This window comes from Synechococcus sp. MU1617 (genome assembly GCF_020514235.1).
In the GTDB taxonomy this organism is placed as follows: Bacteria; Cyanobacteriota; Cyanobacteriia; order PCC-6307; family Cyanobiaceae; genus Parasynechococcus.
The window spans coordinates 446970-468482 of record NZ_VTLB01000001.1 but is presented as its reverse complement, the minus strand read 5'-3'; the positions used below and the strand labels follow the sequence as shown (position 1 = coordinate 468482).

Sequence of the window (21513 nt, the reverse complement as noted above, 5' to 3'; positions counted from 1 at the left end):
TGTTCTGGGGTGTGACTGCACCCAGTCCAGTTCGCAGCTTTCTCCGGCTGCTTCATGGAAGTTAACACTGGTTTTGAGGGCGGAGTTGAGCAGACTCCATCCATGGCCCAGCGCTTCGATGCCAACACCTACCCCCTCGGCCCTGGGGTCCGCCTGCTTGAGGCCAGCGCTGGCACCGGCAAAACATTCGCCCTGGCGCATCTCTGCCTGCGGCTGATCACGGAGGCCGACCACGCCCTCGAGGCCTTGTTGGTGGTGACCTTCACCGATGCAGCGGCCGAAGAGCTGCGCTCCCGCATCGGCCAGCGGCTGCAACAGGCGTTGCAGGGACTCGAACAGCTGGAGGAGGGTATGGAGGCTGTTGCCCCGGACCCCGTCCTGGCGGAGTGGCTGGCGGGTTCCGAGCCAGGGGAGGCGCGTCAGCGGTGGATTCGGCGCTTGCTGGTGGCCCTGGAGCAGTTGGACCGGGCCGACATCACCACCATCCACGGCTTTTGCCGCCGGAGTCTTCGACGTCTGGCCCTCAGCAACGCTGCGGCGATGGAGCCTCAGCTGGACACTGACGCCACCGCGCTCCAATCCGAGGTGGTGCAGGACCTCTGGCTACAGGAGCTGCATAGCCTGCCGCCGGATCAGCTCAAGGCGTTGCGTCAACGTGGCCTCTCGCCCCAGACCTTGCGCAGAGGGCTGGCGCAACTCGATGGCCAACAGCAGCCGCGGTTCCGGGCCGGTGATGGGGCGATCGATCTGGACCAGTCCCTCGCCCCACAGCTGGAGCACTGGCTGGCGCAGCTCTGGGACGACTTCGTGCCGCTCTGGCAGCGGGAGCATGTCGCCCTGGATGCCGGGTTCCGTCAGGCGGCCGAGCAGTGGAAAGCCCAGGGTTGTGCAGCCACAACCCCTTACTCCGCCAAGCCCAAAAGTGATCGTTGCGCGCAGATCAACCAGTGGCTGAATGGGCAGACCGCAGTGCCATCGCTGCTGGAGATTGCAGCCCATGAGAAGCCGCTGAAGGAGTACTTCCACCCCGGCAGTTGGTGCAAGGTCGCGCGCAAGTGCGGTGAGACCGACCCCAGCCTGGTGACGCCGGCCCTGCAGGCCGCTGTTGCGGCGCTATGGGATGCACCGATCGAGCGCACCTGGCAGTTCCTGCTGGAACGGGGCTTGCGGGAGCTGGACCTCCGCCGCCGCCGCCGCGGTGTGATCACCTTTGGCGGCTTGTTGGCCGCTATGGACCCCTGCGATGGCGACGTTGCCTGGCTTGCCCCCCTGCAACAGCGCTACCGGGCTGTGATGGTGGATGAGTTTCAGGACACAGACCCCGTGCAGTGGCGCCTGTTGCAGCGTGCCTTTGGTGGTGGTGAACGCCACCTGCTGCTGATGGTCGGTGATCCCAAGCAGGCGATCTACCGCTTCCGTGGTGGTGATCTGGCCACCTACATGGCAGCGCGGGATCGGGTGGAGCGGATCGATCACCTCCTCGACAACTTCCGCACAACGGCTCCGCTGATGGAGGGGTTGAACCGGTTGATGGCTCCGGGTCTCCCCCGATCTGAACTGCCGGTGCCCGCGGTGCAGTCCTGCAGCTCCGCCACCCCACCTCAGGACGCCCCGGCATTGCAACTGCTGCTGTTGTCCACCGAGGCGCCCTCCAGCCGCAGTGCCCTGGAGGAAGAGCTGCCCCAGCGGCTCGCCGCGATGGTGCTGGATCAACTGCAGCAACGGGAGGGTCTCACCCCAGCAGATCTTTGTGTCCTGGTGAGTCGCCATCAACAGGCGGAAGACCTGCGGCGCGCCCTGGGGGGCTGCGGGATCCCCACCCGCCTGGTGACCCAGGGGGATGTGCTCGACAGTGAAGCTGCGTTGCTGTTGCAGTGGTTCCTGGATGCCCTGGCGGAACCGGGTGATGACGCTCGCCTGCGTTTGCTGGCTTGCTCGGGATTGATGAACATCGCGCCCGATGCCCTGGAGCCGGCCCTGCTGGATCAGCTGGCGCTGCAGTTGCGCGGTTTGGCTGAGGTGATGCCGCGGCTGGGCCTGCTCGGGGCCCTGGCCGATCTGCTGAACGGTGAACAGATGGCGGGGCTGTCGGAACGGGGACGGATGTTGGGGGATCTGCAGCAGGCGGCGCGGCTGGTGCAGGAGGCGATGCACCGCCAGGGGTTGGATGTGGCCACTGCGGCGGATTGGTTGCGGCGGGAGCGGTTGCACCCCAGCCAGCCGGTGCCGGAGGCCCGCCAGCCCCACAGCGATCAGGCCGATAGCGCCATCGCCGTGGTCACCATCCACCGCAGCAAGGGTCTGGAATATCCGGTGGTGATCTGCCCCTACCTCTGGCAGTCCCCCCCAGCTGTGTCCGGTCCGCTCTGGCGTGACCCCCGCTCCGGGGAGTGCCTGGTGCGGGTGGATGTTCACTGGGGGGAGGGCTGGCAGGCGGCGCAACAGGCGCAGCAGGAGATTGCGGCCGAGGCCGAGCGGCTGGCCTATGTCGCGGTGACCCGAGCCCAATCCCAGTTGATTCTGATCTGGGCCAGGGCCAACGGCCAGGAGGATTCCCCCTTGCCCGCCTGGTTGTTCGGTGCTGAGGCCGCTGGGGCTGCGATCGACAGCCTCACCGATGAGCGGCTGAGCGATGCCTTGGCATCGCGAAAGGTTCCGATCAGCATCGATGGCCTGGTCGAGAGCCTGCCCAGCGGAAAGCGCTGGCGGCCTCCGCTGGTGGCGGAGCCATTGGCCCTTGGTTCGGTTCCCAAGCGCATCGATCGGAGTTGGGGCAGGGCCAGCTACTCGGCCTGGATTGCCTCATCCGACGACGTTCAGCTCCATGAGCAAGGTCGCGATCGCGATCCTGGTGCCGAGGAATCGATCTTGGCCGGGGCAGAACCGGCATGGGCTGAGACGGGACCGCTGGCGGCCTTCCCGCGCGGGGCCGGGGCGGGGGACTGCCTGCACCGGATCCTCGAACAGTTCCCCTTTTCTGCGGCGGAGGCCTCTGAGCCCGGCCAACGGCTTGATCTGATCGCCGCAGAGTTGCGGCGGGCTGGGCTTGATCCCGATCTTCAGAACGATGTGTTGATGGGTTTGGAGCAGGTGTTGCAGACCCCCCTGGGGGGACCGCTGGGTGCCTTGTCTCTGGATCGGCTGGGGCCGCATCAGCGCCTGCCTGAACTCAGTTTTGATCTGCCGGTTCAGCACGTGCGCACGGCCGATTTGGTGGCCGCCTTCGGCTGTGATGCCCAGGCCCGTTTTGGCCGCTCCTACAGCCCGGCGTTGGCGTCGCTCTCGATCAACAGCCGCGGTTTTCTCACCGGTTCAATCGATCTGGTGTTCCAGGACCCCCAGCAGAAGCGCTGGTGGGTTCTCGACTGGAAGAGCAATTGGATCGGTGAACGGCGCACCGGTGCTGAGCCGGGACGGTGCGGTCCGCATCACTACTCCCAGGAGGCGATGGAGGAGCAGATGCTGCATCACCACTACCCTCTTCAGGCTCACCTCTACCTGGTGGCTTTGCATCGCCATCTGCGTTGGCGGCTGCCGGATTACGACCCGGAGCAGCATCTGGGCGGCTACGTCTACTGCTTCCTGCGGGGGATGCCCGGATCGGTAGCTGCCTCTCCAGATGATGCTGTCGGGCCTGGGCGCATCGTCGAACCCGTGTCGCTCAATCGCATCGCAGCCCTGGATCGAGCCCTGGGGCAGGTGCCGGCGTGACAGAGCTTCTGCCCCCGGGAATCAGCTCTTGGCCCTCCAGCTTCTCGGCTGGCCTCCATGCCGCTCTGCGGCGACGGATTCCGCCCCAGGCGGATGGCCCCGCATTGGAGGAGCTCAGCCGCGACTTGGTGCTGGCCTTGGAGCAGGGGGAGTTGACGGTGGCGCTGACGCCGGAACGGCTGGCCGTTGCCCAAGCCAGTGGCTGGCTGGAGGGGGATGCCTCCCCCCTGCTGCTTCAGGGTGATCGGCTGGGCTGGCGCCGCTGGTTGCAGGCCATGGAGCAGGTGGTGGCCGAGCTGGTAGAGCGGGCCCAAGCTCCCGTTCCAAAGTCCGTCAAGGTTGTTGATCCCCAGCTGTCGGATCGTCTCAACGCTGAACAGTGCGCCGCCGTGCGCGCCCTGGATCAGGCCTCGGTTGTGCTGCTCAGCGGTGGCCCGGGCACGGGTAAAACCAGCACGGTGGTGGAGATTCTGGCCCGGGCGGAAGCCCGCCATCCAGGCCTACGCATTGGTTTGGCGGCCCCCACGGGCAAGGCGGCTCGGCGCCTGGGGGAGGCAGTGCTGGCACAGCGGGCTCCGTTGCCCTGCAGCACCCTTCACCGCTGGTTGGAGGCCGGCAGCCGTGGCTTCGGCAGGCATCGACAGCGTCCCTTGGAGCTGGATCTGCTGGTGATCGACGAGATGTCGATGCTGGATCTGGCCTTGACCCAGGCCTTGCTGGAGGCGTTGCCCAGCAGTTGCCGGCTGCTGTTGGTGGGGGATCCAGCCCAGCTGCCGCCAGTGGGGAGTGGAGCGGTCTGGCATCGGCTTCAGCAGCCGGACGTGCGCGACCGTTTCGCTGCCGGCGCCGTGCATCTCGAGCGCACCTACCGCAACCGCGGAGCCCTTGCGCAGGTGGCTCAACAGCTTCGCCAGGGGGATCTGCGGGCTTTTGCAGTGGATCTGGCCGCCTTGCCTGAGCAGGCCAATCTTCAAGTGCACCCCAGCCCCCTGCGTCGTTTTCCGGCCTTGGTGCGGCAGCGCTGGATCCAGCGCCTCCAGCAGCTTCAGGAGCTGACTGTTGATCTCGACCGCTGCCCCGAGCAGGGTTTGATGTCGGAGTCGCGGGCCTTGTTCGCGTTTCTGGAGCAGGACCTGTTGCTCTGTCCACGCCGCCGGGGGCCGTGGAGTCTTGATGATGTGCATCGCACGTTGCTGGGGGCCAATTCCGCGGGCAAGGTCGAGCGTTGGCCGATCGGCTTGCCGGTGATCTGCGGCAGCAATCAACCGGAACTCGGCTTGGCCAATGGCGACCTCGGGGTGGTGATCGGGGCCGGCTCTGAACGACGCCTGTTGTTTCAGGTGGTGGATCCGGAAGGCCAGCCGCAGGTGCGCCGTTTGCATCCAGCCCGTTTGCGGCGTTTGGAGCCCGCAGTTGCTCTCACCATCCATCGGGCCCAGGGCAGTGAGGCGGATCGGGTGATCGTGCTCTGGCCCGATCCCCTCGAGGATGGTCTTGCTGCAGAACATCAACGCCGTTTGCTCTACACAGCGATCACGCGTGCTCGTGCCAGCCTTGACCTGGTGACGCTGATCTGAAGCGGGTGATCTGATGCGGGTTGAGCGTCCCTGGGGCTGGTACGAAACGTTGATTCAGGGGGACAACTATTTGGTGAAACGGCTGCTCGTTCGTGCCGGGCAGCAGTTGTCTCTGCAGCGGCATCGTCATCGCAGCGAAAGTTGGACCGTGGTGTCAGGTTCGGGGGCTCTGCTCTGCGGTGAGACATGGCATGCCGCAGGCCAGGGCGTCATGCTCTCCATCCCCTGCGGCGCTGTGCATCGCGCCCGTGCAGATGGCTTGGATCTGCTGATTCTCGAAGTTCAGCACGGTGATGATCTTCGGGAAGACGACATCGAACGTCTTCAGGATGATTACGGCCGGGTGATAACTTGAGATCCAACCTTTGAAGCGTAGGCAACACAACCAGAGCGCAACTCTTCGTTGCAGGGAGGTTGTGAGCCTGATTTCAAGGATCAATCAGGCGAAGCCACCTTCTATGACGGAACAGCAACAGCAGCGCGACGATTCCGCCTGCGCAGTGGATCTTTCTGCATCCGCGCTGCCGGAATCCAATTCCAATGCTGAGGTGTTCACCACCACGATCACATCGGCTGAGCCGGAATCCGGTTTTGCCGGTTTTGGTTTCAGTGAGGCCCTGCTCCGCACCCTGGCGGACAAGGGATATTCCGATCCGTCCCCCATCCAGAAGGCCGCATTCCCCGAGCTGATGCTCGGCCGCGATCTGGTGGGTCAGGCCCAGACCGGTACCGGCAAAACAGCAGCGTTTGCGTTGCCGTTGCTCGAGCGTCTTGAGAGTGGCCAGAAAACACCCCAGGCCTTGGTGCTCGCCCCCACACGGGAGCTGGCGATGCAGGTGGCTGAGTCGTTCAAGGCTTACTCCGCTGGCCATCCCCACCTGAAGGTGCTGGCGGTTTACGGCGGCACGGATTTCCGCTCCCAGATCAGTGCCCTCAGGCGCGGGGTTGATGTTGTGGTGGGCACCCCGGGTCGGGTGATGGACCACATGCGTCAGGGCACGCTCGACACGAGCGGTCTGCGCAGCCTGGTGCTTGATGAAGCGGACGAAATGCTCCGCATGGGCTTCATCGACGATGTCGAGTGGATCCTCGATCAATTGCCTGAGCAGCGCCAGGTGGTGCTGTTCTCCGCGACGATGCCCCCCGAGATCCGTCGCCTGTCCAAGCGTTATCTGAAGGACCCTGCTGAGGTCACGATTCGCACCAAGGATCAGGAAGGCAAGCGGATCCGCCAGCGTGCGATCACGGTGCCGATGCCGCACAAGCTCGAAGCCCTGCAACGGGTCCTCGACGCCTGTGGTGGTGAGGGTGTGATCATCTTTGCCCGCACCAAGGCGATCACCTTGACCGTGGCTGAAACCCTTGATGCCGGCGGCCATCAGGTGGCGGTCCTCAATGGCGACGTTCCTCAGAACCAACGGGAACGCACCGTGGAGCGCCTGCGCAGTGGATCGGTCGACATCCTTGTGGCCACCGACGTTGCGGCGCGGGGTCTTGATGTGGAGCGCATCGGCCTGGTGATCAACTACGACATGCCGTTCGATAGCGAGGCCTACGTGCACCGCATCGGCCGGACGGGCCGCGCTGGACGTACCGGAGAAGCGGTTCTGTTCGTGACCCCACGGGAACGGCGTTTCATCCGCAACCTCGAGCGGGCTACGGGTCAGCCGATTGAAGCGATGGAGGTGCCTGGCAACACGGCTATCAACCAGGGGCGGTTGGACCGTTTGCGCAAGCGTTTAAGTGAGGCAGCCCAGGCGCAACGCCCTGAAGCCGATGAAGCGGCCCTGCTTCAGGAGTTGATGCAGCGGGTGGCCACGGAGCTCGAGCTCAGCCCCGAGCAACTGGCTATGGCGGCGCTCAATCTGGCGATCGGACCCGATGCGCTGCTGCGCAAGGGAGACGATGACTGGATCCAGAACACCCGTCGCAACGACCGTGACCGCGATCGCGACCGCAATTCGGGCGAGCGCCGTGAGCGGCGCGAGCGTCCGGCACGGGCCCCTGAGGAGAACATGCAGCGCTACCGGGTTGAGGTGGGTCACCGCGATCGGGTCAAGCCGGGCAACTTGGTGGGCGCCATCGCTGGCGAGACCGGTCTGCAGGGCCGAATGATTGGCCGCATCCAGATTTTCGACAATCACAGCCTGGTGGATCTGCCCAAGGGCATGCCCGAGGACGTGTTCAACAGCTTGCGTTGCTTGAAAGTGATGAACCGCGAACTGCAGATCAGCCAGGCCTCTTGATGCGTGCGCTTCTGGCTGTTGGCCTGATTGCGGCTCCTCTGGCTGCTTCGGCTTCGGACAACAGCCTTATCACCCAGTTCTGCAGAACGGCCGTCAAGGCCGAGCTACAGAGGGCTGGGACTGTTCCTCCTGAGGGAATGGTGGACGACACCTGCCGTTGTTTTCTGGCGGAGGTGCAGAACGGGGCAGGGATCCAGACGGCCCAGGCCACCTGCAAGGCCAAGGCAGCCGAGACCTATGGCCTCTGATCCCCGGGGATCAAGAAGGGTCAGAGATGGCTCACCTGCACGGTGGCCTCGGGCTGAAGCAGGGCCAACTTCTCCACCACTTGAATCAACTCGATCTGCTCGCTCGGCGTGGACTGCCGGATCAAGTTGTTGAGCAGCACAAGCTTGTCCACCGGATCCAGTTCTCCATCGGCGGTCCAGGCCAGGGCTTGGAAACAAAGGCTGTCGAATGTCATCTCTCTCCTATGTCAGGGTCTTCTGACAATGGAGTGGATGGCTTGGTTGTGGGCGGGTCTTCGGAATTGCTTCTTTTTTTTGTGTTGATTCGTGCGACTGCCCTGTAACGTCATCGGGTTCACGCCTGAGCATTGGCCCTCTCCGAGCTTTCGGAACCGGCTCAAGCGATCGATCAAGTTCAACGGTTCCACGGTCCATGACCATCTACATCGGCAATCTTTCATTCCAGGCGGAGCAAGAGCATCTTGTTGATCTCTTCAATGAGTACGGCGAGGTCAAGAACTGCAGCCTGCCCCTGGATCGTGAGACGGGCCGCAAACGCGGTTTCGCCTTCGTCGAGATGGTCAATGATGCCGATGAGCAAAAAGCCATCGACGATCTTCAGGACGTGGAGTGGATGGGCCGCATGATCCGCGTCAGCAAAGCCACCCCTCGGGAGCGCTCAGGCGGCCCCCGTGGTGGTGGTGGTGGCGGTTACCGCGGCTGAGGCTCAGGCTTCCGCCTCTATCAGTTCTGATTCCATTTCACGCAAGCTCAGCCGACGCAGCACGTCATCACTGCTGTCTGCTGGGCTTTGTTGATGCTCAAGGGCGTCCTGGAACTGGGGCAAGACATCCCGCAGTCCGCGGCGTTTCTGTCGCGCGAGGTAACGGTGAAAGCGGTTGAAAGACCTTGATCGGCTCATGGCACCTCCTTCAGTTGTGGTTCCGTTGTAGTGCGTCTTCAAGGGTGAAAACCGTGTCGGAACGAACCCTCAGGAAAGCTTCAGCAAATCGCTCCCCCTTGATGCGGCTGATGCGCCATCTGGCGCCGCAGCGCCGCCTGGTGCTCGCAGCGGTTAGCTGCTCCCTGCTCAACAAGCTGTTCGATCTGGCCCCACCCGCCTTGATCGGTCTGGCCCTGGACGTGGTCCTGCGCGGTGAGCAGTCTGTGCTGGCGGGTTTCGGTCTGAGGACCGCCGGCCAGCAACTGTGGTTTCTGGCCCTGCTCACCTTTGTGATCTGGGCGGCGGAGTCGCTGTTCGAGTACCTCTACGACGTGCTCTGGCGCAACCTGGCGCAAACCACCCAGCACAGCCTGCGGCTCGAGGCTTACGACCATTTGCAAAAGCTGGAGCTGGCCTTTTTCGAGCAGGACAGTACCGGTCGCCTGATGGCGGTGCTTAATGACGACATCAATCAGCTCGAACGCTTTCTGGATCGCGGTGCCAATCAGATCCTGCAATTGATCACCACCGTGCTGGTGGTGGGCATCGGCATGGCGATGGTGGCGCCGGAGGTGGCCCTGTTCGCCTACCTGCCGATTCCGGTGATTCTTTGGGGATCGCTGCATTTCCAGCGCCAGCTGGCGCCGCGTTACCGGGAGGTGCGGGCCCGGGCGGGCGACCTCGCCTCCCGGCTTGCCAACAATCTGGGGGGAATGCTCACGATCAAGAGCTTCACCGCTGAAGCTCTGGAATTGGAACGTCTGCGGGCGGAGAGCCTGGCCTACCGCCAGAGCAATGCCCGGGCGATTCGTCTCTCGGCGGCCTTTATCCCCTTGATTCGCTTCGCGATTCTGTTCGCCTTCCTGGCGATCCTGTTGATCGGTGGCTTCAAGGCCTTGGCAGGGGAACTGCCGGTAGCCACCTACAGCGTTCTGGTGTTCATCACCCAGCGCCTGCTCTGGCCGTTAACCGCCATTGGCCGAACCCTGGATGAATACCAGCGGTCGATGGCCTCCACGCAACGGGTGCTCGATCTGATCGACACGCCGGTGCTGATCCAGGGAGGAACGGTGCCTGTGGATCCGCAGCGGCTGCGGGGTGAGATTCGCTTTGAAGCGGTGGATTTCGCCTATGCCGGCCGATCAGCCCTGCTGCAGGGCTTCGACCTGACCGTGCAAGCGGGATCGACCCTCGGCATCGTCGGGGCGACGGGGTCCGGCAAGAGCACGGTGGTGAAGCTGCTGTTGCGGCTGTATGAGCGCGATGGCGGAAGCATCTGCCTGGATGGTGTCCCCATCGACACCCTGCAGCTTCAAGACCTGCGCCGCTGCATCGCCCTGGTGAGTCAGGACGTTTACCTCTTCCACGGCACCGTGGCCGAGAACATCGCCTACGGGGTCGCAGATCCCGATCCGGTGGCGATTGAGCAGGCCGCTCGCTTGGCGGAAGCCTCTGGATTCATCGATGCCTTGCCCCAGGGGTACGACACCCTGGTGGGGGAGCGGGGGCAGCGCCTCTCGGGCGGACAGCGCCAACGCATCGCCCTGGCCCGCGCCATCCTCAAAGATGCCCCGGTGCTGGTGCTCGATGAAGCCACCGCAGCGGTGGACAACGACACCGAAGCCGCCATTCAGCGCTCCTTGGTGCAGATCACCCAGCACCGCACCACCGTGGTGATCGCCCACCGGCTCAGCACGGTTCGCCTTGCCGATTGGATTGTGGTGATGGACCAGGGCCGGATTGTGGAGCAGGGCAGCCATGACAGCCTGGTGGCCCAGGGCGGGATCTACACCAACCTCTGGCAGGTGCAGGCCGGCGAAGGGGTTATCGCTTCCTGAAGCAGCTGTTGTTGCCGGCAGATCCGGCGACCATGCTGGGTCCGCAAGCCGGCGGTGCAGCCATGGCCATGCAGGCCTCGATCAGCCATGTGATGCATCACCCCCTTGGGGTGTTCTCGCTGTTGGTGGCGATCAGTGCGGCGGTGCCGCCGTTGATCCGGCGGCTGGGTCTTCCCGATCTGGTGGGGTTGCTGGCAGCTGGCGTGCTGGTGGGTCCCCACGCTTTGAACTGGGTCGACAGCAGCAGCGAAACGGTACGGCTGCTCTCCGATCTCGGGGCGGTGTATCTGCTGTTCACGATGGGTCTGGAGATTGACCTCGAGGAGTTCAACCGGGTCAAGCGCCGCTCGTTCATCTATGGCCTATTGATCCTGTTGATCGGTGTGGGTACGGGTGTGTCGATCGGCCTGATGGCGGGCTTCGCCTCGGTGTCGTGCCTGTTGCTCGGCGCCCTGATGGCCACTCACACCCCCCTGGGCTATCCGATCGTGCGCAGTTACGGCGCCCAGAAGGACGAGGCGGTGGTGGTGAGCGTTGGCAGCACGATCTTCACCGACATCGTGGCCCTGCTGCTCCTGGCGGTGGGGCTGGGGCTGGGCCAGGGCAGCCTCAGCGGTCTTGGCCTGGGCCTGTTGCTGCTCAAGATCGGTGGCTTCGCTCTGGTGGTGGTGATCGGCATCCGCTGGCTGGGCCGGCGCCTGGTGCTGCGGGGCATCAGCGATGAAAACCGGATGGTGCTCGCTGTTTTGGTGGCACTGTTCCTGGCCTCCCTTGGGGCTGAGCTGGCCGGCGTCGAGAAGATTGTCGGCGCCTTCCTGGCTGGTCTGGCGGTGAATTCCGTGCTGCCCGAGGGCCGGGTGAAGGAACAGGTGATTTTTGTGGGTGGCGTGCTGTTCATCCCGATCTTCTTCATCGACCTTGGATTGCTGCTGGATCTGGGCAGCCTCGGCCAAAGCCTGGCCAACTTTCAGTTCACCGCGCTGATGCTGGTAGGCGCTATCGGCGGCAAGGGTCTGGCGTCCTGGCTGAGCGGACGGCTGTTCGGTTATCGCCGCGCCCAGATCCTGATGATGTGGTCGCTGACGATGCCCAAGGTGGCGGCGACCCTGGCCACGGCCTTCATCGGCTACCAGGCGGGTCTGCTCAATCAGACCGTGCTGAACAGTGTGCTGGCGGTGATGGTGGTGACGGCCACCCTGGGGCCGATCCTCACGGAGCAGTCGGTGACACGGCTCAAGGATCCCAGTCCCGATGCGGTGCCGGTCAGCTTCGGTGAGGAGGCAGCGGTGCTGGACGGCGTCAATGAGGTGGTGCAGCGCCCCCTGCGCATCGTGGTGCCGGTGGCCAACCCCAGCACTGAGAAGGGGTTGTTGAGCATGGCGGCCCGATTGGTACGGGGATCGTCGGGGGCTGAAGGGTTGCTGCTCCCCCTGGCGATGGTGAATCCCAGCCTCGAAGAAATGCGCGGTGGTTTGAACCGGGCTGTTGCCGCAGCCCGTGGACGCCTCAGCACGGCGGAGAGCATCGGTGCCCAGTTGGCTGTGCCCACCCGCAGCCTGCTGAGGCTGGATGAAGACATTGCCGGTGGTATGAGCCGCACAGCTTTGGAACAGGCCGCGGATCTGTTGCTGATCGGTGCAGCCCGCACCGATCAACTTCGGGCCTGGCTAATGGGCGACATCGTTGATGGGGTCTGTCGCACGGCTCACTGTCCGGTGGTGGTGGTGAACCTGGGCCGTGAGACCGATAGCAGCCTGGGTCGAATCCTTGTTCCGATCAAAGACCTCTCCGCCAGCGCCCGCGAGCAGTTCGAACTGGCGCTGCGGGTGATCAACTCAGCCCCGGAGGATCAGCGCGTTCGGATCACCCTGCTGCATGTGCACGACCCCCGCTTCAGCGGCCAGGACCGTCACTGGATGGAACAGCAGCTGATTCGCTGGCGTCCGCCGGGGATTCCAGAGGAGCGGTTCCACATCGTGATCGTGCGGGGGCCCGGCATCGATGGGGCCATTCATCGCCTCAGCCGCGAACACGATCTGGTGATCTTGCGCACTCAGCGCAGGCGGGTGGCTGGACTGCCGATTCCCGGCAGTGATCGCATCAGCAAATTGATCCGCCAGCTCCCCTGTGCCTCGATGGTGATCAGCGATCCCTTGGTTTAACAGAGGCCTGCGCACCTCTTCCCGAGATGGGACGAGCGCGCCAAGATGCTGCATAGCGTGTAGTCCATGCCACAAGCCCCCCCTGCTAAGGCGTCAACTGAGGCCATCACATGGCCGGTGGTTGCTGCTGTGGTTGTGGGTCTCAGCGGCGGCCTGATCTTGTCGGTGCCTCTGTGTCGGTTGATCATGGCGCCGTCCAGGACTGCAGATCAACCTTTCGCGCTGCCTCAGCCTGCGCCGCTTGCCAACCCATTTGTTGGTTGGACCGGCTTCGGGGCAAGGGAGGTGGTGGTGCTGGGCCGAGACCGCACTGGCAACAACACTGATGTGATTTTCACGGTGCGGGTGGATGGCACCACCACAACGATCACCCAGATCCCCCGCGACAGCTACATCGATGCCGAGGGCTTCGGTGGCATCAAGCTGAATGCACTGATGGCTTACGGCGGTGTGGAGGCGGTGGAGCGGGAGTTGTCGCGGTTGATGAACCGCCCGATCCGCCATCACATCCTCGTGCGCCTGGATGCGATCGAAACCCTGGCCAACCTGGTGGGGGGCATCGAAGTGGATGTTCCCAAGCGCCTTTATTACGTCGATCGCAGTCAGAACCTGGTGATCGACCTGCAGCCCGGCCCTCAGCTGTTAAGGGGCAAGGATCTGGAGGGCTTTCTGCGTTGGCGCAACGACGGCCGCGGCGATTTCGGCCGGCTTGAACGGCAGCAGCTGGCGTTGAAGGGTCTGTTTGAGCAGATGAAACAACCGCAGAATCTGATCCGCCTGCCGGCTTTGATCACCGCTGCTGGCCAGGCCTTGGAGACGGATCTGGGGCCGATGGAACTGGGGGGATTGATCACCGCCATGGGCACCACCGACCTCAATGCCTCCAGCCTGAAGGCGGTGCCGTTCAATGCCGATGGCATCAGCTATCTGGATACGGAGTGGCCCGCCAAGTCGAGCAGTGGGGCTGATGCGAGTAAGGCCAGCAGCCAGCGCTTCCGCTTCCTGTTCTGATCAGATCAGCAGGGTCAGTGAGTGCACCACCCGTCCGCAGAGGTCTCCAACCTTGGCCCAGCGGTCTTCGTTGACGCTGGTGGCCAGGGTGTAGAGGCGCCCTCGGTCCACCACCACGGTCGCCAGCTCGTGGCGGTCGCGGTCTTCCAGGTGCACGGCGTATTCGAGGTCGTAGAAGGTGTGGCCATTCACCTCGCGCTCCTGCGCTTCCACCAGCTCGGCGGTGCGGCCGCTGCCGGCGGTGGCGATCACCTCACGGCGCAGCCGCTCTCCCACGGCGACGGCGCTGCCCAGTTCACTCAGCTCGTTGTCTTCGCTCACCTTGTTGATCATCAGGCTCACGGTTTCATCGCTGTGGATCAGGTCGTGAAACACCACCCGGGGGCCGTTGCTCACCTGCACCTCGGTCCAACCGGTGGGATAGAGGAAGGCGAAACGGCCATCCGGGCTTTGGTACGACTGCAGCCCGGCCGTTGGTCCCGCTGCGCAGGCTCCCAGCACCAGTGCCAGGACGCTGCAAACGATCACGCGACTCAGAGATTGGAGGAGCTGCATCAGCGGGGCGATCAATCCACGGGCCATTCTGCCTTCGTGCCCTGATGGCCGTGACCACTGTTGCGGCAGATGATCTCCGCAACTCCTACATTTCCCGCATTGGCGGCAGACCACTGAGCGGCTTCACCAAACCGTTGGCCCGGCTGATTGATCAGTTCGAGCGTCTGCCCGGCATTGGCCCGCGCACGGCCCAGCGGCTTGCCCTGCATCTACTGAATCAACCAGAGGAGCAGATCCATCAGTTCGCTGATGCCCTTTTGGCGGCCCGCACCCAGGTGGGCCAGTGCCAAACCTGTTTCCACCTCTCCGCGGATCCCGAATGTGAAATTTGCCGCAACCCCGAGCGCCGCAACGGGGTGATTTGCGTGGTTGCCGATTCCCGGGATCTTCTGGCGCTGGAGCGCACCCGTGAATTTCAGGGGCGCTACCACGTGCTTGGGGGCCTGATTTCGCCCATGGACGGCATTGGACCGGAGCTGCTGCACGTCACCGAACTGGTGCAGCGGATCACCAATGAGGAGATCAGTGAGGTGATTCTGGCTCTCACCCCCAGCGTGGAGGGGGATACCACCAGCTTGTATCTGGGGCGGCTGCTCAAGCCCTTCTGTTCGGTGAGCCGGATCGCCTACGGCCTGCCGATGGGCAGTGAACTTGAATACGCCGATGAGGTCACCCTGAGCAGGGCCCTGGAGGGGCGCCGGCCGGTATGAGCAAGTACAGCGCGATCCCTCCCGCCGAGCGATTGCCGGAATGGCTGAGGCGGCCGATTGGCAACGCCTCCGAGTTGGAGCGGGTGCAGGGGCTGGTCAAACAGAACCGCCTGCACACCATCTGCGAGGAGGGGCGTTGCCCCAACCGCGGCGAGTGCTACGCCGCCGGAACGGCGACGTTCCTCCTGGGCGGATCGATCTGCACACGCAGTTGTGCCTTCTGCCAGGTGGACAAGGGCCAGGCCCCGATGCCGCTGGATGCGGCTGAAGCGGAGCGGGTGGCCGATGCGGTGGAGGCGATGCAACTCCGCTACGTGGTGCTCACGGCGGTGGCCCGTGACGATCTTGCCGACCACGGCGCCAACCTGTTCACCAGCACCATGGCGGCGATCCGGGCCCGCAATCCGCTCATCGCCCTTGAGGTGCTCACCCCCGATTTCTGGGGCGGTGTGGCGGACCCCGAGCGGGCCGTGATGGCCCAGCGGGAGCGGCTGGCGACGGTGCTGGCGGCCCAACCAGTGTGCTTTAACCACAACCTGGAAACGGTGCAGCGGTTGCAGGGGGAGGTGCGCCGGGGTGCCACCTATGAACGATCGCTTGGTTTACTGGCGGCGGCCCGAGAGCTGGCGCCCGAGATCCCGACAAAAAGTGGCCTGATGCTCGGCTTGGGGGAAACCCGCGATGAGGTGATCGCCACCCTCCAGGATCTCCGTGCCGTGGATTGCCAAAGGATCACCCTGGGGCAGTACCTGCGTCCCTCGCTGGAGCACATTCCAGTGGCCCGCTACTGGACGCCGCAGGAGTTCGACGCATTGGCGGAGGTGGCCCGTGAGCTGGGGTTTGCCCAGGTGCGCAGTGGCCCGCTGGTGCGCAGCAGCTATCACGCCGCCGATTGACGCCAGCCCTGCAGACTGCGATCCAGCACGGTGGCCACCTCACCGCTCATCAGGGCCCCGGCACCACCCCAGACCATGCGCAGGGGTAGATCCCCGAGGGCTGCTTCCACATCGCGAGATTTGCTGAAGCCGCGTTGGCGGAAGTAGCGCACCAGCCGGCGGTGCTGCTGCTCGTCGTCGCGGATGGCCAGTAACCGGGCCCGTGAACAGGGGGTGGCCTCCTGGGCCCAGGCCATGGTGGCCGCCCAGATCAGATCACCCACGCCCGCCGGTGCCTTCGGCATCACCCGCATCGTGTCGAGCTGCAGGCCCGTGGCAGCGGGGTAGGCCCATCCCTTCATTTCCCCCAGCAGCAAAAGACTGCCGCTGGCGGCTTGCCGGGCCACCACCAAGCGCAGGCTCCACAGCCCCAGGGGACGGCCCACCTGTAATCGCAGCAGAAGCTCCCGCTCGCGGGCCTCGGCTTCCAATTGCTCAAGCATCGATCGGGATCTGGCCGTGGTCATCGTCCTGCAGTCATGCTGCCTCTGGCATGAAGCCGACCGAGCACACCGCCTCCAGAGGCAGCGCCCCATAGAGATGGGGGAACAGGTCGCCGGTGGGAATGGCATCGGCCCGTAGGGGAGCATTCACTGCGGCGGGATCAATCTCCAGTAGCAGCACCTCGCCAGCGTCGGCATAGAACCGTTCAAAGGTTGCCTTCACCTGCTCTTGCCAGGAGCAGTGGATGAAGCCCACCTGCTCCAACGTCATCCCCCGGGTTGAGATGCGGTAGCTGCCGCTGGCCTGGGCCGCTTGCCAGTCGGCCTTGAGGGCCAGGTGAAACAGGGGTTGATCCAGGGGCACCGCGATGGCATCGGCGGGGAAGTGGTGTTGCTGCCCACCGGCATTCCAGGGGTCGGCGCGCTGCATCAGCCGCTCGAAGCGGGGATCCTCGAGGAAGCGATGGAGCCAGTGGCGCAGTGCCTCCAGCGCGTTGTCGTTATCGAAGCCCTCCGGATCGGCGATGCGCCACTGCCGCACGAACGGCCAGAGGGCGGCATCCGCCAGTGAGCAGTGCTCTCCCAGCAGCCAGCCCTGAGCAGCGATCCTTTGGTTCCAGCTGGTCAGGATCGCCAGACCGGCGGCGCGCTGTTCCTCTTTGTTGGTACCGGGGTAGCGGTCGGTGTACTTGAACCGGTCCAGATGGTGCTTGAACGGGCCGTCGTTCTGCTCGATCAGTGCTGAGGCATCGCCGGTGTTGCGCAGCTCGCGAGGGTCCGCCTGAGCAAGGGCCCAGTCCATCACGGCCAGGCTTTCCTCGATCACCTCGCCGTTCGGCAACACCAACACGGGCACCGTGCCCTTGGGGGAGACCGCCAACATCTCAGCCGGTTTGGCCTTCAGGGCGATTTCGCGCCACTGCACCAGTAACCCGGCCTCCAGCAGGGCCCAGCGGGCGCGCATGGCGTAGGGGCAACGGCGAAAGCTGTAAAGGATCGGCAGCACGGCATCCGGATGGTCCCTGGCAGGGATTGTCCGATGCGGCCTGATCTCTTCAGGCTTGCTGCTGGTCGATGTTGTGTTGGTCGATCTGGTGTTGCCGCATGGCGAAGCGTTCCCGATCGGCATCGGTGAAGCGATCCACGCAGTGCACGCACTGCACCCCTTTGATGTAGCTCGGCAGTTCGCGTTGCTGGGCTGACACCGGTAGGCCGCAGGCGTGGCAAAGGCTGTGCTCGCCGGGTTCCAGCTGGTGGTTCAACGCCACCCGTTGATCAAAAACAAAGCACTCCCCTCGCCAGCGGCTCTCGGTTTCCGGTACCTGCTCGAGGTACTTCAGGATGCCCCCACGCAGGTGATGCACCTCCCCGAAGCCTTGTTGCTGCAGGTAGCTGCTGGCTTTCTCGCAACGGATTCCGCCAGTGCAGAACATGGCGATGCGTTTGCTGCCCTTCTGTTCGATCAGGGGCCGCAGCGTGGACTCTGCCCATTGCGGAAAGTCGCGGAAGCTCTCGGTGCTGGGGTCGATGGCCCCCTCGAACGTGCCGATCGCTGTTTCGTAGCTGTTGCGGGTGTCGATCACCAGGGTCTCGGGATCATCCACCAGTGCATTCCAGTCGTTCGCTTCCACGTAGGTGCCCACGCTGGTGCGGGGGTCCACGCTGTTCACGCCGATGGTCACGATCTCCTTTTTGCGCCTGGCTTTGAAGCGGCGGAACACCGGCTTTTTGGCCCAGCTGCGCTTCACCTCCAGCCGTGCGTAGTGGTCGTTGCCGAGCACCAGGGAAGCGCGCAGATGATCCAGCACCGCATCAACCGCTGATTCCGGGCCACTGATCGTGCCGTTCACCCCTTCATGGGCCACCAACACCGAGCCGAGCACGCTGCCATCGCGAGCCAGGGTCGGCAAGCTGCTTAGCAATGTCTCCCGTCGCTTGTCGTCCAGGGGCGTGAAGGCATAAAACGCCGCTACCAGGAGTCGGCTGTCTTTCGCCAGCACAGGCTCCAGGTTGCTCGGGTCCACGCTGTTACGGGTTCAACAGTCCTCCAGCCTGCATCAGGCCGGGGTGTTCTACCCGTGTTGTTGGTCGTCAGGCTTTCTTGCTGATGCGCACCGCCGCCGGTTTCAGCGGACAGGCCAGGGCATGGAAGGGCTTGTGTCCCCCTTCAAAGATCAGGCTTCCCATGGGTTGAGCGTTGGCGCTGTCGATCTTCATGGCTGTGCCACAGACCTACACGGTGTAGCTCAACAGGGACGCCACCAACAATGAGTCTTTTGTGCAGTGTTTCCGGTTGGTGACAGTCGGGATTGTCGGCGCAGGACCTGTCGGCCGGATCTCAATAGCGGTGATGGTGATGACGCTGCTTGTCGTCTTTGATTGCCTCCAGGATCACGGACAGAACAAACAGGCCAAGCAGGGAGGGGATGACGATGGGATCAATCACGGCGCCTCATCGACGGGCTGTTTCTGGTCTAGCCCTGCACTGACACCCCCAATGTGCCAGTGGAGCAATCGTTACATGGGTCGGCTGATCAGTGGGGCGAGCGGCTGGCCGGAGCCGCCGCTTCCTCCAGCCAGTTGGCTGTCACCCCCGCATCGGCGAGCAGTTGGCGGTCGGCCTCAACATCCGGGTTGCCGGTCGTGAGCAGAACATCGCCGTAGAAGATTGAATCGGCCCCCGCCTGAAGGCAGAGAATCTGCGCTTCCCGGCTCATCGATTCACGGCCTGCGCTCAACCGCACCCGGGCGTGGGGCATCAGGATCCTCGCGGTCGCCACCATCCGCACCAGCTCCAGCGGTTCAAAGGGAGCCTGGTCTTCCAATGGGGTGCCCTCTACCGCCACCAGCCCGTTCACCGGAACGCTTTCGGGATGGGGGTTCATGCTGGCCAGCACCTGCAGCATGGAGGCACGGTCCCGCAGGGTTTCACCCATTCCGATGATGCCGCCGCAGCAGAGGGTGACGCCGGCATTGCGCACCCGTTCCAGGGTTTCCAGCCGTTCCTGGTAGGTGCGTGTGGAGATGATCCGGTCGTAGTGCTCAGGGCTGGTGTCGAGGTTGTGGTTGTAGGCCGTGAGGCCGGCTTCTGCCAACCGTTCCGCCTGTTGGTCGGTGAGCATCCCTGCGGTCACGCAGGCCTCCATCCCCATGCCGCGGACCCCCCGCACCATCTCGAGCATTGCCTCAAAGGGAGCGCCATCGCGGATCTCGCGCCAGGCCCAGCCCATGCAGAAGCGGTCAGCACCGGCCTCCTTGGCGGCCTGGGCACGCTGAAGCACCGGCTCCACCTGCATCTGGGCCTCAAAGGCCGTGACGTCACTGCTGTTGTGGATCGACTGCGAGCAGTAGGCGCAGTCTTCTTCGCAGCCCCCTGTTTTCACGCTGAGCAGCGAGGCCAGCTGGACCCGGTAGCCCGGGTTGGCTTCCCGATGCACGGTTTGGGCCTGCCAGAGCAGCTCCATCAAGGGAAGTTCCAGCAGGGTCTGGATCTCCTCGGTAGTCCAGTCGTGGCGGATGCTGAGGGTCATGGGCTGATCGGATCAAGACCGCCGAAGCGGCGGTTACGACGTTGGAAATCGAGCAGGGCGGCTTTCAAGGCATCGGCATTGAAGTCAGGCCAAAGCACATCGGTGACGTGAATTTCGGCATAGGCCAGCTGCCAGAGCAGGAAATTGCTGATGCGGTGTTCTCCGCTGGTGCGGATCAACAGATCGGGATCCTGTTCGCCAGCCGTGAACAGCTCGGCGGCGATGCTGTTCTCGTCGATGCTGTCGGGGTCTAGCTCCCCGGCAGCAGCGCGTCGGGCCAGACGCTGAGCAGCCTGCACCAGCTCCCGTCGTCCGCCGTAGTTGGTGCACACATTGAAGTGAATGCCATTGTTGCTCGCCGTTCGGGCTGTGGCGTCGGCAATCAGCTCCTGCAGTTTCGGGGGCAGGGCCTGCAGATCGCCGAGAAAGCGAATCCGCACTTGTTCGGCCTCCAGGGCCTGCAGTTCAGCCTGCAACACCCGCTCGAACAGGGTCATCAGGAAATTCACTTCCTCCCCAGGGCGCGACCAGTTCTCCGTTGAGAAGGCGTAGGCCGTGAGGGCTTGGATGCCCCAGTCGCTGCACAGCCGCAGGGTGGACTTCAGCGCTTCAACGCCGGCACGATGCCCCATCACGCGGGGCAAACCGCGGGATTTCGCCCAGCGACCGTTGCCATCCATGATCAGGGCCACATGCTGCGGGAGCCGACCTGGGTCGAGGTCCGCAGGCAGAAGCGAACGATCGGCCGTGTCAGTGCTGGTGGCCGGAGGGCGGCTCAAGACAGCGATTCGGGCGGAGCGCTACCCACCGTACGTCGTGCCGGCGGCATCGATTCGGCGGTGTTGAACAGCTCCCTGAGCAGTTCCTGGAGGCGAGAACTGGTGATCGGTCGTTCCAGCTTGCCCTGGTTCGCCAGAGACAGCGTTCCGGTTTCTTCTGACACCACAATGCAGATGCAGCGATCAAAGCGTTCGGTGATGCCGAGTGCCGCCAGATGACGGGTGCCGAATCGGCTCACGCTGTGCCTCGACAGGGGAAGAATCACGCCCGCCGATTCGATTCGATTGCCCCGCACCAGCACGGCACCGTCGTGGAGGGGGGTGTCGGCGGCGAACAAGTTGAGCATCAGCTCTCGACTCAGCACAGCACCAATGGGGATGCCGGGATTGAGAAAATCCTCGGGCCTCAGGTCGCTTCCCAGGTCCACCACGATTAAGGCACCACGCCGCAACTGAGACAGCCGGCCCGCGGCCTCAGTGATCTGGCTGACGGTGCCCGCCGAAGCGCTGAACTCTTTCTGAGGGTTGCCCAGCAACACGGCAAGACGACCGGTGCCCAGCAGCTCCATCAGGCGACGCAGCTCCCCTTGCCAAAGGATGGCCAGGGACAGCGAACAGGCCATGACGAGCGCGTCAACCAGCTTTGTGGTGAGGGGCAGGTTGGCGAAGCGCTGGACAAACCAGGCCATCGCCACCAGAAACAACCAACCCCGAAGCAGCCAGAGGGTGCGCTGCTCGTTGACGCGGGAAAAAAGCAGAAAGCCGATGGAAGAGGCAAAGAGAACGTCGAGCACTAGGCGCGGATCCACCACCGCCAACACGTTCACTCCGCCCTTCTCACTGCTG

Annotated in this window: 21 protein-coding genes; 11 read left to right on the top strand and 10 right to left on the bottom strand. The window is 64.0% G+C overall.

The window, feature by feature from the left end; genetic code table 11:
* Window positions 1-102: 102 nt before the first annotated feature.
* The 5 genes from FZZ90_RS02565 to FZZ90_RS02545 all read left to right on the top strand — a co-directional run bounded on the left by FZZ90_RS02565 (window position 103) and on the right by FZZ90_RS02545 (window position 7782).
* A complete protein-coding gene (locus FZZ90_RS02565) occupies window positions 103-3711 on the top strand; it encodes a UvrD-helicase domain-containing protein (protein ID WP_226424194.1) in 3609 nt (1202 codons plus the stop codon).
* Window positions 3708-5288 (top strand): AAA family ATPase, encoded by a 1581-nt coding sequence (locus tag FZZ90_RS02560; protein WP_226424193.1) that lies wholly within the window; start codon window positions 3708-3710, stop codon window positions 5286-5288. Before FZZ90_RS02565 ends, FZZ90_RS02560 begins: the two co-directional genes overlap by 4 nt.
* A gap of 13 nt (window positions 5289-5301) precedes the next feature.
* The gene (locus tag FZZ90_RS02555; protein WP_226424192.1) at window positions 5302-5643 is read left to right on the top strand and encodes a phosphomannose isomerase type II C-terminal cupin domain; all 342 of its coding nucleotides are present in this window, start codon (window positions 5302-5304) and stop codon (window positions 5641-5643) included.
* Between the two features lie 103 nt (window positions 5644-5746).
* Entirely contained in the window at window positions 5747-7534 is a 1788-nt protein-coding gene (locus FZZ90_RS02550; protein WP_226424191.1) for a DEAD/DEAH box helicase, read from the top strand.
* Window positions 7534-7782: a hypothetical protein gene (locus FZZ90_RS02545; RefSeq protein WP_226424190.1), complete on the top strand. Its 249-nt coding sequence runs from the start codon at window positions 7534-7536 to the stop codon at window positions 7780-7782. The genes FZZ90_RS02550 and FZZ90_RS02545 overlap by 1 nt, the downstream gene beginning before the upstream one ends.
* Window positions 7783-7802: 20 nt before the next feature.
* Here FZZ90_RS02545 and FZZ90_RS02540 read toward each other — a convergent pair whose 3' ends face one another.
* The gene (locus FZZ90_RS02540; RefSeq protein WP_226424189.1) at window positions 7803-7997 is read right to left on the bottom strand and encodes a hypothetical protein; all 195 of its coding nucleotides are present in this window, start codon (window positions 7995-7997) and stop codon (window positions 7803-7805) included.
* A gap of 197 nt (window positions 7998-8194) precedes the next feature.
* On the opposite strand from FZZ90_RS02540, the gene FZZ90_RS02535 reads away from it, so the two are divergent.
* On the top strand, window positions 8195-8485 hold the full coding sequence (locus tag FZZ90_RS02535; RefSeq protein WP_226424188.1) for an RNA-binding protein: 291 nt from the start codon (window positions 8195-8197) through the stop codon (window positions 8483-8485).
* Window positions 8486-8488: 3 nt separating this feature from the next.
* On the opposite strand, the gene FZZ90_RS02530 is transcribed toward FZZ90_RS02535, so the two are convergent.
* Window positions 8489-8725 carry a hypothetical protein gene (locus FZZ90_RS02530; protein WP_370631012.1) on the bottom strand — a complete coding sequence of 79 codons (237 nt, stop codon included), beginning with the start codon at window positions 8723-8725 and terminating at the stop codon, window positions 8489-8491.
* A 59-nt stretch (window positions 8726-8784) separates the two neighbouring features.
* On the opposite strand from FZZ90_RS02530, the gene FZZ90_RS02525 reads away from it, so the two are divergent.
* The 3 genes from FZZ90_RS02525 (at window position 8785) to FZZ90_RS02515 (ending at window position 13715) form a co-directional block, all read left to right on the top strand.
* Window positions 8785-10542 (top strand): ABC transporter ATP-binding protein, encoded by a 1758-nt coding sequence (locus FZZ90_RS02525; protein ID WP_226424187.1) that lies wholly within the window; start codon window positions 8785-8787, stop codon window positions 10540-10542.
* A 62-nt stretch (window positions 10543-10604) separates the two neighbouring features.
* Complete coding sequence (locus tag FZZ90_RS02520; RefSeq protein ID WP_226424443.1) at window positions 10605-12704, top strand: cation:proton antiporter; 2100 nt, start codon at window positions 10605-10607, stop codon at window positions 12702-12704.
* Between the two features lie 66 nt (window positions 12705-12770).
* Window positions 12771-13715 (top strand): LCP family protein, encoded by a 945-nt coding sequence (locus FZZ90_RS02515; RefSeq protein ID WP_226424186.1) that lies wholly within the window; start codon window positions 12771-12773, stop codon window positions 13713-13715.
* On the opposite strand, the gene psbP is transcribed toward FZZ90_RS02515, so the two are convergent.
* Entirely contained in the window at window positions 13716-14270 is a 555-nt protein-coding gene (psbP, locus tag FZZ90_RS02510; protein WP_226424185.1) for a photosystem II reaction center PsbP, read from the bottom strand. It lies immediately after the preceding gene.
* Window positions 14271-14404: 134 nt separating this feature from the next.
* Here psbP and recR point away from each other — a divergent pair, with 134 nt between their 5' ends.
* Both recR and lipA read left to right on the top strand, forming a co-directional pair.
* Window positions 14405-14980 carry a recombination mediator RecR gene (gene recR / locus FZZ90_RS02505; RefSeq protein WP_226424442.1) on the top strand — a complete coding sequence of 192 codons (576 nt, stop codon included), beginning with the start codon at window positions 14405-14407 and terminating at the stop codon, window positions 14978-14980.
* The gene (gene lipA, locus FZZ90_RS02500) at window positions 14977-15876 is read left to right on the top strand and encodes a lipoyl synthase (RefSeq protein ID WP_226424184.1); all 900 of its coding nucleotides are present in this window, start codon (window positions 14977-14979) and stop codon (window positions 15874-15876) included. The genes recR and lipA overlap by 4 nt, the downstream gene beginning before the upstream one ends.
* Here the strand turns inward: lipA and FZZ90_RS02495 are convergent.
* The 7 genes from FZZ90_RS02495 to cdaA form a co-directional block, all read right to left on the bottom strand.
* Entirely contained in the window at window positions 15861-16358 is a 498-nt protein-coding gene (locus tag FZZ90_RS02495) for a hypothetical protein (protein WP_226424183.1), read from the bottom strand. The two genes, lipA and FZZ90_RS02495, sit on opposite strands and share 16 nt — an antisense overlap.
* Before the next feature lie 34 nt (window positions 16359-16392).
* Window positions 16393-17364: a DUF952 domain-containing protein gene (locus FZZ90_RS02490; protein ID WP_226424182.1), complete on the bottom strand. Its 972-nt coding sequence runs from the start codon at window positions 17362-17364 to the stop codon at window positions 16393-16395.
* Between the two features lie 49 nt (window positions 17365-17413).
* On the bottom strand, window positions 17414-18382 hold the full coding sequence (locus tag FZZ90_RS02485) for a rhodanese-related sulfurtransferase (protein ID WP_226424181.1): 969 nt from the start codon (window positions 18380-18382) through the stop codon (window positions 17414-17416).
* Between the two features lie 67 nt (window positions 18383-18449).
* Window positions 18450-18575: a hypothetical protein gene (locus FZZ90_RS12790; RefSeq protein ID WP_255613467.1), complete on the bottom strand. Its 126-nt coding sequence runs from the start codon at window positions 18573-18575 to the stop codon at window positions 18450-18452.
* Window positions 18576-18892: 317 nt separating this feature from the next.
* Window positions 18893-19888: a biotin synthase BioB gene (gene bioB / locus FZZ90_RS02480; protein ID WP_226424180.1), complete on the bottom strand. Its 996-nt coding sequence runs from the start codon at window positions 19886-19888 to the stop codon at window positions 18893-18895.
* On the bottom strand, window positions 19885-20667 hold the full coding sequence (locus FZZ90_RS02475; RefSeq protein WP_226424179.1) for an isoprenyl transferase: 783 nt from the start codon (window positions 20665-20667) through the stop codon (window positions 19885-19887). The genes bioB and FZZ90_RS02475 overlap by 4 nt, the downstream gene beginning before the upstream one ends.
* Window positions 20664-21494, bottom strand: coding sequence for a diadenylate cyclase CdaA (gene cdaA, locus FZZ90_RS02470; RefSeq protein WP_226424178.1), 831 nt, complete (start codon window positions 21492-21494; stop codon window positions 20664-20666). The genes FZZ90_RS02475 and cdaA overlap by 4 nt, the downstream gene beginning before the upstream one ends.
* Between the last annotated feature and the right edge of the window lie 19 nt (window positions 21495-21513).